The sequence below is a fragment of the Photorhabdus luminescens subsp. luminescens genome, from assembly GCF_001083805.1.
Lineage (GTDB): Bacteria > Pseudomonadota > Gammaproteobacteria > Enterobacterales > Enterobacteriaceae > Photorhabdus > Photorhabdus luminescens.
In genome coordinates this window covers 928,661-945,148 of record NZ_JXSK01000001.1, presented here as the reverse complement: position 1 = coordinate 945,148, position 16,488 = coordinate 928,661, and the positions used below count along the sequence as shown (strand labels likewise).

The following is a 16,488-nucleotide window of genomic DNA, read 5'->3' as shown; positions in this document are numbered from 1 at the left end:
TTACCTAAGGTTATTATCTGATAAAACCAAATTTAGTGTAACAGCAATTAACGTAAATGCTAATTATTATCATTCAACAAATTGCATTGCCGCCGATAATGGGATTTATCTGCCTTTTTCAATCCAGTGAAAATTGAATTTCTACTTCTGTACCACCATGTTTACGATTTTTTATTTGTAATTGTCCACCCAGGATAGAAACTCTGTCTTGCATAATAGCCATGCCAAATTTGTTCTTATTAACGGAGTTCAGATTGATACCCTGACCGTTATCACTGACAACTGTAATAATTTTGTCATCAATCGGATAAATACGGACACTGATCCAATTGGCATCGGCATGCTTATAACAGTTATTCAAACATTCCCTAATGATTTGTATCAAATGTTTGCTGTAACTGTCAGGAATGTGCTGATGTGTCAGCCGATAATTGAATTCAATATTGAAGCCTAGACGGTGGTTAAATTCATTAATCAAGTCCTGTAAAGATGCTTGTAGATTACATTGAGGTTGTTCGTTCCTGAACGTTGCCAGTAATTCTCTTAGCTGGCGATAGGCAATATTCAACTCATCTTTAATCATATTCAGTGAGGTTAAACTTTGCTTGGGTAAATTATCACTGCCGATATATAGGCAATTAACTTGAATCTTAAGGAAAGAGAGGGATTGAGCAATGGAATCGTGCAGTTCACGGGAAATAGCGGCTCTCTCTGCGGCCAACATACTCTGGTGTTGGCATTGGATCTGATTTTCCCGTAATAGTTTATTTGTCATTAAAGTCACCACATCCTGGACCAAGCTTTTTTCATCAGGAGTAAGATCACTATTTCTGTGTGTTTTTATCCAGAGTATTCCATAGTTATCAATATTGTCATCTAGATTCCATCTTGTAATAAGCGGCATATCGAAATAGGGACATTGGTGGGGATTACGGAAGGAATATTCTTGTTGTGATGGATAAAAGATGATTTTGGCTTCACAGAAAGGGATCAGGCGATTGAGATGGGAAAAAATCTCCTGAAGCTTTTCAGGTAGTAGCTTACAATTTTGGAGTTTGAAATGGCTTTGACAGAGGAAATCCAAATAGCCATTTTTTTGTTTCAGTGCGTTAATTTCTGCTTTGTATCTTGCATGTTGCCATTCTTTAACAGGAGCAGAGTTATGTACCACTTTTATCAGAAAGTAGACATTTGTAATACTTAACATTATCAATAACGGTAAAATTAAATCTGGAATCGACGGTTTATTAATCAACAACAGTATAAAAAGTAAAAATAAATTTATAATGGAGTTGATTACAAACAGTTTTTGGTTTTTAAAGATGGTGTTATTTGAACTTGTTTTCATCAGGTTAAGATTCCGTTCTGCAATACTGATGAAAACTTTAGCTCAATTTATTAAATAGTGTTAATAATTACTTCAATTTCATACCCGCTGCTGTCATTAAAAAGCGAAATAGTGTGGAAACAGCAAAAAGAGCCATCACACTGCATAACCAGATCATTGCCATCCAGCCTATCCGTTTCCATATAGAAGGGCGTGGGATGTTTTGATTAGTGATAGCTTGATTAGTGGTAGCCTTGTTCATGGTTAACTTTCCCCCGAAAAACGTAGTAGCTCCAATAGGTGTAAACCAGAATCACTGGGATGATAAGTAAGGCGCCGACCAGCATAAAACCTAAGCTTTGTTGCGGCGCTGCCGCGGCTTCATAGCTGATTGTCGGCGGGATCAAGTTAGGCCAGATACTAATGCCTAATCCACTGTAGCCAAGAAAAACTAACAACAGCGCTAATAGAAACGGTGTGTAATGGGCTTTACGTTTGATGGAATGCAGAAGTTTCCAGCCAGCGCAGACCACCAACAGCGGCACAGGCAGGAAGAACAACAAGTTAGGTAGACTGAACCAACGTTCAGCTATTGCCGGATGAATGAAGGGTGTCCATAAACTGATAATGGCGATAACTGCCAGCATCAAAAAAATGAGTGGGCGGGCGACACGGTACATCTCTTGTTGAAGGTGACCTTCGGTTTTCATAATCAGCCAGCCACAACCTAACAGCGCATAGGCAACCACCAGTCCAAAACCACAGAATAGAGGGAAGGGTGCGAACCAATCGAAATAGCTGCCGGCGTAAGCCCGGTTTTCCACCGGGAACCCTTGAATAAAGGCGCCTACTACCACGCCCTGAACAAACGTCGCCATCACAGAGCCGCTGATAAAGGCTTTGTCCCAGATATGACGATGCTCAGGCGCGCTTTTAAAACGAAATTCAAAGGCGACGCCACGGAAAATCAGGCCAAATAACATTAATGTCAGTGGGATTGTTAATGCATCAAGGATAACCGCGTAAGCCAAAGGGAAAGCGCCGAATAACCCTGCGCCGCCAAGCACCAGCCAGGTTTCGTTACCATCCCACACCGGAGCAACGCTGTTCATCATTAAATCGCGGTCGTTATCGCTTTTAACCGTGGGATAAAGCAGCCCAATCCCAAGATCAAAACCGTCCATGACAATGTACATCATGATGCTGAACACAATGATGATGAACCAGATTAACGGCAGATCAATACCCATTGTTTAACTCCTTTTTGGGACCTTTACGGATAAGTTTCATCATATAAGCGTAACCCACACCAAATACCGAGCTGTAAACCGCGATGAAAAGCAACAGACTGATGCTCATATGTATTTCACCGTGTGCGGATACCGCATCTTTGGTGCGTAGCAAACCATAAACGACCCACGGTTGACGGCCTATTTCGGTAGTAAACCAACCGGCAAGAATGGCGATCAGGCCGGAAGGCGCCATCAAGAATATAAAACGCAGGAAGGCTTTTGACTGATAAAGTCGCCTCTTATAGCGCAACCAAAGTCCCCAAAAGCCGGCAATTATCATCAATACACCGAGGCCGACCATCACTCTAAATGACCAGAAAACCATAAGCGCATTTGGTCTGTCTTCCGGTGGAAACTCCTTAAGCGCAGGAACCTGCTTATCGATACTGTGAGTCAAAATCAGACTGGCGAGATAAGGGATTTTGACGGCATAATGCGTCTCTTCGCGCTTCATATCCGGGAGACCAAACAGGATCAGCGGCGTCGCTTCGCCGGGAAGATTTTCCCAATGGCCTTCCATTGCCGCAACTTTGGCGGGTTGATGCTTGAGGGTGTTAAGACCGTGAGCATCACCAATCAATGCCTGTAAAGGCGCAATAATCAGGATCATCCACATCGACATGGATAGCATTTTTTTCATTGCTGTCGAGTCATTGCCTTTTAATAAATGCCATGCCGCTGAAGCTGCAATAAAGAATGCTGAGGCGAGGAAGGCCGCAGTAGACATATGAGCCAGACGATAGGGAAAGGAGGGATTAAATATCACTGCCAGCCAGTCGACGGGGACGACCTGATTATTAACAATTTCGTGGCCTTGCGGGGTTTGCATCCAGCTATTGGAGGCCAGTATCCAAAACGTGGATATCAGAGTACCTAACGCAACCATAAGGGTGGCGAAGAAATGTAATTTTTCACCGACACGATGCCAGCCAAATAACATCACGCCGAGAAAGCCCGCTTCAAGAAAGAACGCGGTCAGGACTTCGTAAGTCAGTAATGGACCGGTGATTGAACCGGCAAAATCAGAGAAAAAACTCCAGTTGGTGCCAAACTGATAAGCCATAACCAGACCGGAAACCACGCCCATACCGAAGTTGACGGCAAAAATTTTCGACCAGAAATGATATAGCGCTTTGTAATCGGTATTCCGCGTTTTCAGCCATAACCCTTCCAGTACCGCTAAAAAACTTGCCAACCCGATGGTAATCGCCGGAAAGATAATATGAAACGAGACGGTAAACGCGAATTGAATTCTGGCCAGTTCCAAGGCACTTAAACCAAACATAGTGACCTCTTATTTTTAGTTTGAATAAAGGCAGGAAATGTGTGTGGGTAAGTAAAGCATGAAAAAAATAACTATAATAGTGACAGTTTTCTGTATATTAACTATAACAGTTTGTGAGAGGTCTGAATTGATGAAGCGTTATGAACAATTTGCCAAACAAATTCTTCAACATATCGAAGATGGTACCTGGCTGGTGGGAGATAGATTACCTTCACTGAGAGAATCAGTGAAGTTATCAGGTTTGAGTTTGATGACCGTTGTTCAATCTTATCAATTATTAGAGAGTCAGGGATGGATCATTTCCCGTCCGCAATCGGGTTATTACGTCGCTAAACGTTTGCAACCCTTTGCCGCAGCAAAAGGGGGGACGCGATTACATTTAAGTGAAAGCGTGGAAATAAGCGCTTCGATTTTTGATGTATTACAGGCGTGTAAAGATCCTGCGATTATTCCTTTTGGCTCAGCATTTCCAGATCCATCCTTATTGATTCAACCTAAACTCTCCAAAGCGTTAGCGGCGGCTGCCAGGCGAATAGCGCCACATAGCGCTTTAGCCAATTTACCGCCGGGTAATGATAAGTTACGTCGTAACATATCGCGCCGCTATGCGATGCATGGTATTCATGTTTCTCCTGATGAGATTGTCATTACCGCTGGCGCGATGGAATCACTGAGTTTCAGTTTACAGTCGGTGACAGAGCCGGGCGATTGGGTCGTGATTGAATCACCGGCTTTTTACGGTGCTTTACAGGCCATTGAACGTTTACGCTTGAAAGCGGTAGCCATCAAAACTGATCCACAAAACGGTATTGATTTGGATGCGCTGGAGGAGGTGATTCAGAAATACCCGATAAAAGCCTGTTGGTTAATGACTCACTTTCAGAACCCGTTAGGGGGAACGATGTCTGCTGAAAGTAAATTACGGCTGGTGAATATTCTGAACAGTAATCAGGTGGCGCTAATTGAAGATGATGTTTATGGTGAACTCTATTTCGATCAACAACGGCCTGTACCGGCGAAAGGGTTGGACAGCGAAAACAACTTTATGCATTGCTCCTCGTTTTCTAAATGTTTGGCGCCGGGATTTCGGGTAGGTTGGGTTGCAGCAGGAAAACATGCCAAGAAAATTCAACAACTACAAATGATGAGCACCGTTTCTGCCAGCATGCCGACGCAACTGGCAATTGCTGATTATCTGGCGGAGGGGGGATATGACAACCACTTACGCCGCCTTCGCCGCATATTGGAGCAACGTCAACACCTGATGTTACGAGCGATTGGTGACTATATGCCCGCTTCAGTAAAAGTAAATTGTCCTAAAGGCGGCTATTTCCTCTGGTTGGAATTGGAGCCTCTATTCAATGCACAGCGGCTTTATCAGCTAGCATTAGCGGAAGGGATCAGCATTGCGCCGGGTAGTATGTTTTGTACCAGCGAACAGTTTAATCATGCCTTCCGTCTGAATGCCTCTTTTGATTGGAATCAGGAAATGGAACGCGCTATGCAGACTTTAGGCAATATTTGCCATACATTATTGGCTGATATTAATCCCAATTAAGGAGAATTTCATGGAGAAAGCAACGAGACAGGTTGATATGGCTGGCGAGTCTTGGGATAGCTGGTTTGATGGCCCTGGTGTTACGGCAGATTTCTTAACAGAACGTGACCAGCCGCCAGTACAAAAACGTGAAGAATTCTGATGTTGAAATACAGGCTTGATCACGATTAAGTAAGGTATATCAATACTGTGGCATTGATGGAGCTTATTAAAAGCGCAGGGAAATCAGGAAATCTAGGAAACTTATGGTGTCCACGACGCTTTTGCAGACACCATTTTGGGGTTATTTCACCACATTATTCTATACAGAGCGCTCTTACGTTACTTCCTTGTTTTTTCCGCGTTGTCATACTGTTGATCCAATCTTCTAATGATACCTTCTGTGCTTTCTCGAATGCAGGCCTTACATTTACCCATGATTCGTATCTCAGGTTATATTCTGCTTGTGGCAGGAGGTAACTAGATTTGAATTCGATCATGCCTTTATCATCTTCGGAAGCGATGATTGAAAACTCAGACCAATACAAGAAGAATGACACGCCGCCTCTTGGTGATGTAGCAAGAACACTTTGCACGAAATTGGATTGAGTTTGCCTTCTACCTGCATAGGATAATGCAGCAATAGCCAGTTGCCTCAGCGGGATTTTCATCTGCTCTTTCTCCTGACTAGATAACCCTAAGAAGTTTTCCAGGAAAGAGTTGATCAAAACATTTGCATCATGGCTTTTTTGAATAACATATTGTGTGCTTGCTGACAGCAAAGAAAGGAAGGGAACGCCAGATAATTCTTCTGTAAATGAGAAGAAATTCTTTTTATTGCCTGGGCCTTGAGGATCTAAAGGATTATAGCCTGAGACCGCACGGCACATATTAATAACAGTTTGCAAGCCTTCGGCAATGCTTAGTGGATTTTTAGATGGTGTGGAGGAATCTCTTGCAAGCTGTGTATAATTTCCTGTCGCTGCGCCATTAGCTGGGCTTTGTACATCAGAAGAATCTCCAACATCAGGATAATTCATAATAATATTGTCTGAACGTTCCCAATCTTTAAGGAGCCTTGTTCCTCCTTTTTCAATTTGTTCTATCCATTCTTGGGCTTTTTTAACTGCATAATCAGGATTGTTTAAGATATTTTCCATGACTTTTATCCTTAATAGATTTATTAAGTTAGGTATTGAATGTTAGAGTACTGTTGAAAATAGGGAACAATGATGAACCCTATTTTTAACAGAGAGATAAATTGACAATCATATACTTAATATTACTTTTTTTAGCTCGGTAATATTCCAGAAATAAAGCATGTTTTTATTCTCTGTGAATTATTGTTTATGTAGGTAAATATTTTATTTTGAATTTTTAATAAGTGTTAAATATATTTTTGTGTAAACTAATTATATCCGTAAGTGGGTATTTTTCACTATCAAATATTAAGGGTGTGTAATTTAACTTGTTCTTCACAGATAAATAGTTGTTCATGTGATATTTTCATATTAGTATTAACATACTGTTTGGAAATTCACATTTTAAGATAATTCATTTTTTATATATATTGATCGCATATTCTATTCTTTATATTATATTTGTATGTTTTTTAACTTGATGATTTTATTGAATAACTATGATTGAAATAATCTCATTACATATTGGTAATAATATTATTGATATAAATCAATTAATCTACTTATAGAAATTTTTTAATTTATGCCTTCATTTTGGTTGTCATACAATCAATTAAATATTCTATAGTTATCTTATCTTCTTTTTCGAATGCAGATTTTACTATTTCCCACATTTTCTGGCTGAGATTATACTCTGCTTGGCAAAGATTATAATGAGAGGTGAATTTAATAGTACCCTTGTTATCTACTTTCTTTATTATTAGCACAGAAGAATAAAGTAAGAGTGACGCCCCATTTGGGGTTTTAGTCAGAGCATATTGTACTAGGTTAGATTTCTTTTCTTTTTGATCGGCATATGATAAGGCGGTATTAATCAACTCTTTCAAATAAGTTTTAATCTTAATTTTATCCTGGGGAGATAACCCGCGAAAGGCTTCGACAAAAGAATCGATCAAGACATTGGTATCATGGCTTTGTTGAGTAATCGTATTTTTATCTGTCCATAGTAAAGAGAGAAAGGGAACTTTTGCTATTTCTTCTGTGAATGCAATGAATTTCTGCGCGTTGCCATCACCTTCTGGTTCCAATGGATCGTAGCCGGATGCTACTCGACATAAATTGATGATAGTTTGTAGACCTTCAGTGACGCTGACCGGATATTTATTTGGTGTGGCCGATTTCTTTGCGAATAGTATGTATTTATCTGTAGCTGCTACACTGGCTGGACTTTGTATATCAGAAAGGTTCTCCGTTTCTAAGAAATGAGTAAAAATGTTATCTAAATGTTGCTGAGTTTTAGGATATTTTTCTCCTCTGTGTTTAATGTATTCTATCCACTCTTGAATATCTTTAATTTTATGATCATAATTTGTTAATATATCTTTCATAGTTATTTTCCTTTATAGATTTATTAGATAAGTAATTGATTTTTATTTTTTGCTAAAAATGAGTCCCAGAGTCAGAAACGATAATTTATTTTATATCAATAATATAGGGTTTTATTTATGTGATAAACATATGTTCCTGAAAACCGAGAATACTTTAATCAATAGGTAAAAATATATATCTAATCTTTTAATAATAGTGTAAAAATGTAATATGTAAAGTCCATTATGGTAAAATTTGTGTTTTGGTTGTTTTCATTGAATAATCTTAAATTATATTGTTTTGCTGTTTATTTTTTATTTTCTAATAATGCATTTTATTATTAATTATTTATTGGTTTGTTTAGATTCATATTTATTGTAAATAAATAATTACAAGTAAAAATTAAGATCAATTATATTAACTTCTTGATTGAAATATTTTTTTTGTAGTTCGTCTTATCTGTTTTGCCGTGAAAAGCATTACCTAATAATATAATATGGGTTTATTATGTGGATAATTATTGTTTTTATTCTTGGGAAGTAATCATTATCATAAATATTTTCAAATTGAAATGGTTATGAAAGCACATTTTTATATATTGGACATAAATAGTTTCAATGTATGCTTGTTTTAGGGAGTTTTATTTTTATTTCTATCAATTATAAAAATAGTTGGTAATGTAAGTTGTAAGAGTGTTCTATTATTCTTTTTCTAAGTTAGACTATGATTGAAGTGATTTATGGGGAATGATTTTTACAGTAGTTCAATATGTTATTTATAAAATAATATTGTTTGATTTTGGAGGGTGTATGAGTCCAAGAAATGATTTTAAATCTTTTTCTATTGGTAATAATGCTAATGTAGTGAGTCAGGAAGGATATGAAGAAAGCCGGAGTTTAAAGACTGGGTTTCCACCAGATAATATTACAGTTCATTTGCTCAATAAGGTATTACGTCAATCGTCAACAATAGCATCTATTGTGGCTAACTTTATCGCAACATATTCTGGTAATGATGTTTTGGATGATGGGGATATAGTTAAACTTGCTGTCCAATTAAATGAAGCGTTAGAACAAAAAATCGCAACCAAAGTGCCAAATGCCTCATTAACACAAAAAGGTGTTACTCAGCTCACAGATAAAACCGGCAATAGTAATACCCTTGCGGTAACGCAGAAACTAGTTTCTGATATAAATGATAATGCTAATAACCGATTGGCAAAAAATCAAAACGGCGCAGACATTCCTGATAAAAAAGCATTTGTAGAAAATCTCGGTTTAGAAGTGATTAGTACAAAACCGGTTGTTGTTGGGAATAATACATCATCTACAATCGATAATTTTGATAACATTCCTCAGAATTCGACATATTTTGCATATCCAACAGGACTAAATGGTCCAGGTGTATATGGAGCAGGAATTAGACTTTCAGGAGGGTATGGAGGCTTTAAGGGTTATGAACTGATGATTCAATCCACATATGCTCAGAAGAGCGAATTACACTATAGAACGCATAATGGTGACGGTAACATTAATAAATGGAATTCGTGGTATAAAGTCTGGTCAACAAGCAACGCCAAGCCGGATACGAATGGCAATCTTAAAGTCTCCAGCCCAGTGGTCGATATTCATCCAGACGGAACTTATCGGTTAACTTGCGAAGCGAAAGGCGTGACTGTCGAGCGGATAGAGATCGGGAAATATCGTATTAGCGGCTGCAATGGTTTTGCTAAAGATGGAGAATGGGGAATTCACGGTGGTACTATCGTTCCGGCAGATAGCAATGGATTAAATCTAATTTGGGTTTGTGAATCGGTAGATTCATCCAGTGGCGATATAACCATCGAATGTTATCATCGTCAAAATAAAGATGCGCCGATATTCGCGCAAAATAAGCGTGTTAAAAGTATTAACGGCGATGGGGAAGTCATTTATTACAATGATGGCGAGCTATGCGATATCCCCGATGGACGAGTAATTAATGTTCGAGTACAACTGCCGGAAAAACCACAAGAATAATACTATCGGGAATATACCCTATGGATTTCAAGATGCATCGCGACGGCAAGGGAACGAATCCCCAGGAGCATAGATAACTATGTGACTGGGGTGAGTGAGTGCAGCCAACAAAGAGGCAACTTGAAAGATGACGGGTATAAATGGCGCTTTGTGATTCGTTACTGAATAATGTGCAAATTGCAATTTATGGTCAGACTTATTTGGTAGTTTAGGAGATAAAAAAATCCGCGTAGCTACGCGGATTTTAGGAGTTTTAATATTATTGTTTGCTTATAAACAAACAGCTTTGTTACGATAACAGCACCGTTCAACTTGGAAAAATAAATTAAGGAGGCTAATTATGATGTTGTGTGATGTGATCGAATATTCACACTTCTTTGGTAATCGCCAAAGCTCAGGCTTTCACAGTATTACACTGCGATAATCCTGCCTGAGCGAAGTTATCCAAAAAAATCTCTTCCTCAGCTTACTGGGTTGTCGTTCCCGACTTAACCCGGGCGTTTTCACGCCTGAAAAATGAGTAAGCCATGAGCACATTATTATCTGTAAAATCAATTTGTTACGAAACATCAACCAGCACATTGCTGAATGATGTCTTTTTCACTATTCAGGCTGGTGATCGTATCGGTCTGATTGGTCATAACGGCAGTGGAAAAAGTACGCTATTAAAATTATTGACGGCACAGCTACTTCCCAGCGGCGGCGCTATTCACTATGCCAGCCACTGTGTGACTGCCTATATTGAGCAGCATTTACCGGAAGACGTGGAAAATCAGCCATTGATCGATGCAGTTTTGCAAAAATTACCTGCTGATGAACGTGTGACAGAGCGCTGGCGTGCGGAAGTCCTTCTGACACAGTTAGGTTTCGCTGAAACCCTGTGGGCACAGCCTGCCAGTCAGCTCAGCGGCGGGCAACACACACGTTTGCTATTAGGCAGGGCATTAATACAGGAGCCTGATCTGCTATTACTGGATGAGCCAAGTAACCATCTGGATTTACCTACCCTATGGTGGCTGGGTAATTTTCTTCAATCTTGGAAAGGTAGTTTTATTCTGGTTTCCCACGATCAGGCTCTGCTTGATAAGGTCACCAATTGCACATGGATATTGCGTGATAAGACCCTCTACTTTTATCGTTTACCCTGCTCCAAGGCCCGGCAAGCACTCGTAGAAAAAGATATGAGTGATGAACATCGCCATCAGTTTGAACAGAAGGAGATTGATCGCATCACGTCCAGTGCCAAACGTCTTGCAATCTGGGGACGCGTTTATGATAACGAGGATCTGGCACGCAAAGCGAAACAGATGGAAAAACATGTTGAGCGCCTGAAAGATACTCAGACAGTATTGACGGAAGGCTACCAGTGGCAGTTGACATTAACTGGTCAGCCTATTCAAGCTGATCGCGTTCTTGAACTTGACTATGCCGCCATAGCAGTACAGGGCAGCTCAATGCCACTGTTTACCACCGGTTTTCATCAGGTAAAAAGTGGTGATCGCATTGCTATCATCGGTGCTAATGGCTGTGGTAAATCAACCTTGTTGCGACTGTTGTGGCAACGTTATCTCTCAGAGGTGCGCCACAGTCCCGAGATAAAGTTCCATCCGGCCATTACAGCAGGTTATTACGATCAGCAGTTGCACCAGTTGCATGATAACGACAGCTTGACAGATGCGTTACGGCCATTTGCGCCACTGACAGACGAACAGCGTAAGATGGCTCTGATCGGCGCTGGTTTTGCTTACTCGCGCCATCAGCAGAAAGTGGCTACCCTTAGTGGCGGTGAACGTTCAAGGTTACTGTTTGTAGGATTGAGTCTGGCGAAGTATGAATTGATCATACTGGATGAGCCGACCAACCACTTGGATATTGAAGGTAAAGAAGCGCTGTGTGAGCAAATTGCGACATTTAGTGGCGCATTACTTGTTGTTAGCCATGATCGCTGGTTGATCGAAAATAGCTGTCAGCGTTTTTGGTTTATCAATAACAACCAGTTGGAAGAGTATTACGATGTTGAGGCTATCTATCAGCAAATTGAACAGATGAGTCAGCAGCAAAGTAAACACAAGGAATACGGCCGCTATGCTTCCCATATTGCTGACGACAGGTTACAACCTCTCTTATTGCCGGAAGAGCAATTACTGGAGCGCCTGTTTCATCTTGAAGAAAAGCTGGAAGTCGATAGGAAACGTAAGATCGCTCACCAGAAACCGCACCTTCAACAGCAGTGGATAAAGGAGATAGAAAAAATACAGGCTCAGTTGAACCTGTAATTCGTTGCCCGTAACAGGCGCATTTAGCCCTGAGAATGTAATATCACGGTGATGCTTGACCTTTCTTTGTAAGGCTTGCATCACTTTGATGTCTTTCAAACAAACTCCGTTATTTTAAACGAGGTGTGTCAATGGTCTGAAAAATCCACGCAACCGCGTGGATTTTAAGTGTTTTCATTGTCTCTATGAAACATCCTGAAATGCCCTGAGACGACAGAAGCTATTTAGACATTAAACAAAAAGTTCATCACATCGCCATCCTTAACGATATAGTCTTTACCTTCTGAGCGCATCTTGCCGGCCTCTTTTGCCCCTTGTTCACCTTTGTAAGAGATGAAATCTTCAAAAGAGATGGTTTGTGCGCGAATAAAACCTTTTTCGAAATCAGTGTGGATCTTACCGGCGGCTTGTGGCGCGGTTGCGCCAACCGGGATGGTCCATGCTCGAACCTCTTTCACGCCGGCAGTGAAGTAAGTTTGCAAATTCAGTAACTGATAGCCAGCGCGGATAACGCGATTTAAACCGGGCTCTTCCAGCCCAAGTTCAGCCATAAACTCTGCACGTTCATCATCTTCCAGCTCGGCGATATCCGCTTCTACCGCCGCACAAACCGGCACCACCACGGAGCCTTCTTTTTCTGCGATCGCACGAACCGCATCCAAGTGTGGGTTGTTTTCGAAACCTTCTTCGTTGACGTTAGCGATGTACATGGTGGGTTTTAGCGTCAGGAAACTCAGATAACGGATAGCAGCTTTCTCTTCGGTACTGAGATCCAACGCCCGCAACATACCCGCTTGTTCCAGATGAGGCAGACATTTTTCCAGTGCTGCCAGTTCTGCTTTGGCATCTTTATCGCCGCCTTTGGCTTTTTTCTGGACACGATGAATAGCTCGTTCGCAGGTGTCCAGATCGGAAAGGGCCAGTTCGGTATTGATAATCTCAATATCAGCAGCAGGGTCAACTTGACCGGAAACGTGAATGATATTGTCATTGACAAAACAGCGCACAACATGACCGATGGCTTCTGTTTCACGAATGTTGGTCAAAAACTGGTTGCCTAAGCCTTCACCTTTTGATGCGCCTTTTACCAGACCAGCAATATCGACGAATTCCATCGTGGTCGGTAGGATTCGCTGAGGTTTCACAATTTCCGCCAGTTGTTCAAGCCGTGGATCTGGCATAGGGACCACACCGGTGTTGGGTTCAATGGTGCAGAACGGGAAGTTTGCTGCTTCGATACCGGCTTTAGTCAGCGCATTGAATAATGTTGATTTTCCGACGTTAGGCAGGCCAACGATACCGCATTTGAATCCCATGATTTTCACCTTAATTTACTTATAAATCAAAAGGCTGTGTTAGCCTGTTCGATGAGTCAAAAAAAATTGGCGCCATTATACACGGAATGGCGGGCTATCACGATCTTACAGACAAGATTTATCGATTTCATGTTATCAAGCGCTGGCTTTGAAGCTATGTAACCGATTGATTGCCTTATCCATATCTTGTTTCATCAGGATATCGGTACAACGTAGAGCTTCATCAATGGCATCATCGATCAGCTTTTGTTCACTGGCGGGTGGTTTGCCTAGCACGAAGCCAACAACTTTATTTTTGTCGCCGGGATGACCGATACCGATGCGTAAACGGTGAAAGTTAGGGTTATTGCCAAATTTGTTCTGAATATCTTTCAAACCATTATGACCGCCATGACTGCCACCCAGTTTCATTTTTGCCACTCCTGGCGGTAAATCGAGTTCATCATGGGCCACCAGAATTTCATCCGGTTGGATGCGGTAGAAAGAGGCGAGGGCAGCGACAGATTTACCACTGAGATTCATAAATGTCGTCGGGACTAACAGACGAACATCGTGACCGCAAATATTAATTCGGGCGGTATAACCGAAAAATTTATTCTCTTCTTTCAGTGATTGATTGCGGCTCCGAGCGAGCAGGTCAACATACCAGGCTCCGGCATTGTGTCTGGTCTGGGCATATTCAGCGCCGGGATTAGCCAGACCGACGATTAATTTTATGTTACTCACTATTTTTCTTCACTTTTGGCAGTAAAACAAAAAGAAGAATAGTTTACCTGTCGGGGGCTACAAGTACAAAGTTCAGTTTGAAAGTATAGGAAATATTGTTACGAAAATCTTCGGGAGGAAATTGGAAAGAGAAAAGTTACTTAAAGATATTAAGCGCAAATAGTTTTGATATCTGTCTGGATTGAAAATATTGAATCTTTTATTGTTGTCAGCAGTACAAAAATAGTTAACGACCTAAGTCATAAGAAAGTTTCATTATTGTTTTTTCGAGATAAACTATAATTAAGATAAATTATGTGGAGCAGTTTTTACAATGATTTAATATGTTGATCATAAAATGACGTTGTTTAATTTTAGGAGGATATATGAGTCAAAAAAATGATTTTAAAGCTTTTTCTATTAGTAATAATGCTAACGTGGTGAGTCAAGAAGGATATGAAGAAAGCCGGAGTTTGAAGACGGGATTTCCACCAGAAAATATTACTACTCATTTACTAAACAAGGTATTACGTCAATCATCGACAATAACATCTGTTGTGGCTAATTTTATCGCAACATATTCCGGCAATGATGTTCTGGATGATGGAGATATCGCTAAACTTATTGTTCAACTAAATAGAGCGTTAGAACAAAAAATTGCAATAGAAGTACCGAGTGCCTCATTAACACAAAAAGGTGTTACGCAGCTTACAGATAAAACCGGTAACAGTAATACCCTCGCGGTAACGCAGAAACTTGTTTCTGATGTAAATGATAATGCTAATAACCGGTTGGCAAAAAATCAAAATGGCGCAGATATTCCTGATAAAAACGCGTTTGTAAAAAACCTCGGCTTATCGGAAACAGTGGAATTGGCGAAAAATGCGGTATCGGCCAATGGTGGAAATTATCCACAGTATTTTAGGTTTAAACAGGTTGAAACACTGCCTACTGAACGTAATGCGACTATGTTAGTTTCTTTGCAGGGAGCTAAACCGACAAGTGAGATAGTCGGGTTTACGCTTTACAATTGGTATGACAATTATATTAAAACCGGTATTGTGCGTGGGGGTAGCGTCGATACCTACGGATATACGATAGATATTAACGGCAAGCGAGTTTTTTCTGTTTCTCCCGCAGGTCATATTGAAGCTGCGTCGGCGAGTATAAGGGGGAATGCCGGAGTTTTTAATATAATTCATGACACGGGTAAACATGCATATTGTCAGTTTATTGAGGGAGCAAAAAGAACGGCTTACGTTGGATTTCCAGGTGACGGTTCACCGGATTTTGATATTTGTAACGAAAAAAAATCTGGCAAATTAACAATCGGTGGTGAGTTGGTTGCATATTTTAATAACAATCGGGTTTTTTCTGTTTCTCCTGCGGGTCAGATTGATGCCGGGTCGGCAAATTTAAAGGGGGCCGGAGGCGTTTTTAATATAATATATGACACGGATAGACACGCATATTTCCAGTTTGTTGAGGGAGGAAAAAGAACCGCCTACATTGGGTTTCCAGGTGACGGGTCATCGGATTTTGATATTTGCAATGAAAAAAAATATGGCAGGCTGACAGTTGGCGAGAAGTTGAGATATAACGGTAACCCTATTGCAGTTTTTAATGATAATTGCATTGCCGATACTAACGGCAATCTCAAAGTATCCAGCCCTGTAGTGAGTATTTATCCAGACGGAACTTATGAGCTAACTCGTGAAGCGGAAGGCATGACTGTCGAGCGAATAGATATAGGGAAATATCGCATTAGTGGTTGCAACGGTTTTGCTAAAGATGGAGCATGGGGCATTCACGGTGGTACTATCGTTCCGGCAGATAGCAACGGATTAAATCTGATTTGGGTTTGTGAATCAGTAGATCCATCTAATGGCGATATCACTATTGAATGTTATCATCGTCAAAATAAAGATGCGCCGATATTTGCCCAAAATAAACGCGTCAAGAGCGTTAATAGTGATGGAGAAGTCATTTATTATAATGATGGTGAACTATGCGATATTCCCGATGGGCGAGTGATTAATGTTAGAGTTCAACGGCCGGAAAAACCATAATATTACTGAGTGCGAACTCAGTAATTACAAGTATACCTAATAGATTTCGAGTTGCAGCGCGGCGGCAAGGGAGCGAATCCCCAGGAGCATAGATAACGATGTGACTGGGGTGAGTGAGCGCAGCCAACAAAGAGGCAGCTTGAAAGATAACGAGTA

12 protein-coding genes and 1 pseudogene are annotated in these 16,488 nt (G+C 40.6%); 5 read left to right on the top strand and 8 right to left on the bottom strand.

Annotated elements, in window-relative coordinates:
• Positions 1 to 118: 118 nt before the first annotated feature.
• The 4 genes from TI10_RS03710 to TI10_RS03700 all read right to left on the bottom strand — a co-directional run bounded on the left by TI10_RS03710 (position 119) and on the right by TI10_RS03700 (position 3,904).
• The gene (locus TI10_RS03710; protein WP_244161501.1) at positions 119 to 1,207 is read right to left on the bottom strand and encodes a histidine kinase; all 1,089 of its coding nucleotides are present in this window, start codon (positions 1,205 to 1,207) and stop codon (positions 119 to 121) included.
• A 208-nt stretch (positions 1,208 to 1,415) separates the two neighbouring features.
• A complete protein-coding gene (locus tag TI10_RS23440; protein WP_074525009.1) occupies positions 1,416 to 1,589 on the bottom strand; it encodes a DUF2474 domain-containing protein in 174 nt (57 codons plus the stop codon).
• On the bottom strand, positions 1,570 to 2,577 hold the full coding sequence (gene cydB / locus TI10_RS03705; protein ID WP_049581845.1) for a cytochrome d ubiquinol oxidase subunit II: 1,008 nt from the start codon (positions 2,575 to 2,577) through the stop codon (positions 1,570 to 1,572). Before cydB ends, TI10_RS23440 begins: the two co-directional genes overlap by 20 nt.
• The gene (locus TI10_RS03700) at positions 2,567 to 3,904 is read right to left on the bottom strand and encodes a cytochrome ubiquinol oxidase subunit I (protein ID WP_049581843.1); all 1,338 of its coding nucleotides are present in this window, start codon (positions 3,902 to 3,904) and stop codon (positions 2,567 to 2,569) included. Before TI10_RS03700 ends, cydB begins: the two co-directional genes overlap by 11 nt.
• Positions 3,905 to 4,034: 130 nt before the next feature.
• Between TI10_RS03700 and TI10_RS03695 the strand changes: the two genes are divergently transcribed.
• Positions 4,035 to 5,462, top strand: a complete 1,428-nt coding sequence (locus tag TI10_RS03695; RefSeq protein WP_049581841.1) for an aminotransferase-like domain-containing protein — start codon at positions 4,035 to 4,037, stop codon at positions 5,460 to 5,462.
• Positions 5,463 to 5,484: 22 nt separating this feature from the next.
• Positions 5,485 to 5,604, top strand: a pseudogene (locus TI10_RS25820) (AbrB/MazE/SpoVT family DNA-binding domain-containing protein); the annotation flags it as partial.
• A gap of 154 nt (positions 5,605 to 5,758) precedes the next feature.
• Here the strand turns inward: TI10_RS25820 and TI10_RS03690 are convergent.
• Positions 5,759 to 6,601 (bottom strand): hypothetical protein, encoded by an 843-nt coding sequence (locus tag TI10_RS03690; protein WP_049581840.1) that lies wholly within the window; start codon positions 6,599 to 6,601, stop codon positions 5,759 to 5,761.
• 560 nt (positions 6,602 to 7,161) lie between these two features.
• On the bottom strand, positions 7,162 to 7,968 hold the full coding sequence (locus TI10_RS03685) for a hypothetical protein (RefSeq protein ID WP_049581839.1): 807 nt from the start codon (positions 7,966 to 7,968) through the stop codon (positions 7,162 to 7,164).
• Between the two features lie 789 nt (positions 7,969 to 8,757).
• On the opposite strand from TI10_RS03685, the gene TI10_RS03680 reads away from it, so the two are divergent.
• Entirely contained in the window at positions 8,758 to 9,966 is a 1,209-nt protein-coding gene (locus TI10_RS03680; protein WP_049581838.1) for a phage tail protein, read from the top strand.
• Positions 9,967 to 10,493: 527 nt separating this feature from the next.
• On the top strand, positions 10,494 to 12,242 hold the full coding sequence (locus TI10_RS03675) for an ABC-F family ATP-binding cassette domain-containing protein (RefSeq protein WP_049581837.1): 1,749 nt from the start codon (positions 10,494 to 10,496) through the stop codon (positions 12,240 to 12,242).
• A gap of 224 nt (positions 12,243 to 12,466) precedes the next feature.
• Here the strand turns inward: TI10_RS03675 and ychF are convergent, their stop codons facing one another.
• Both ychF and pth read right to left on the bottom strand, forming a co-directional pair.
• Positions 12,467 to 13,558: a redox-regulated ATPase YchF gene (gene ychF / locus TI10_RS03670; RefSeq protein WP_049581836.1), complete on the bottom strand. Its 1,092-nt coding sequence runs from the start codon at positions 13,556 to 13,558 to the stop codon at positions 12,467 to 12,469.
• Positions 13,559 to 13,693: 135 nt separating this feature from the next.
• On the bottom strand, positions 13,694 to 14,284 hold the full coding sequence (gene pth / locus TI10_RS03665) for an aminoacyl-tRNA hydrolase (RefSeq protein ID WP_049581835.1): 591 nt from the start codon (positions 14,282 to 14,284) through the stop codon (positions 13,694 to 13,696).
• A gap of 365 nt (positions 14,285 to 14,649) precedes the next feature.
• Here pth and TI10_RS03660 point away from each other — a divergent pair, with 365 nt between their 5' ends.
• A complete protein-coding gene (locus TI10_RS03660; RefSeq protein ID WP_049581833.1) occupies positions 14,650 to 16,332 on the top strand; it encodes a phage tail protein in 1,683 nt (560 codons plus the stop codon).
• The last annotated feature ends 156 nt before the right edge of the window (positions 16,333 to 16,488 follow it).

Coding starts and splice junctions, on each gene's coding strand:
- TI10_RS03710 (WP_244161501.1), bottom strand. CDS start 1,207: ATGTTAAGTATTACAAATGTCTACTTTCTGATAAAAGTGGTACATAAC.
- TI10_RS23440 (WP_074525009.1), bottom strand. CDS start 1,589: ATGAACAAGGCTACCACTAATCAAGCTATCACTAATCAAAACATCCCA.
- cydB (WP_049581845.1), bottom strand. CDS start 2,577: ATGGGTATTGATCTGCCGTTAATCTGGTTCATCATCATTGTGTTCAGC.
- TI10_RS03700 (WP_049581843.1), bottom strand. CDS start 3,904: ATGTTTGGTTTAAGTGCCTTGGAACTGGCCAGAATTCAATTCGCGTTT.
- TI10_RS03695 (WP_049581841.1), top strand. CDS start 4,035: ATGAAGCGTTATGAACAATTTGCCAAACAAATTCTTCAACATATCGAA.
- TI10_RS03690 (WP_049581840.1), bottom strand. CDS start 6,601: ATGGAAAATATCTTAAACAATCCTGATTATGCAGTTAAAAAAGCCCAA.
- TI10_RS03685 (WP_049581839.1), bottom strand. CDS start 7,968: ATGAAAGATATATTAACAAATTATGATCATAAAATTAAAGATATTCAA.
- TI10_RS03680 (WP_049581838.1), top strand. CDS start 8,758: ATGAGTCCAAGAAATGATTTTAAATCTTTTTCTATTGGTAATAATGCT.
- TI10_RS03675 (WP_049581837.1), top strand. CDS start 10,494: ATGAGCACATTATTATCTGTAAAATCAATTTGTTACGAAACATCAACC.
- ychF (WP_049581836.1), bottom strand. CDS start 13,558: ATGGGATTCAAATGCGGTATCGTTGGCCTGCCTAACGTCGGAAAATCA.
- TI10_RS03660 (WP_049581833.1), top strand. CDS start 14,650: ATGAGTCAAAAAAATGATTTTAAAGCTTTTTCTATTAGTAATAATGCT.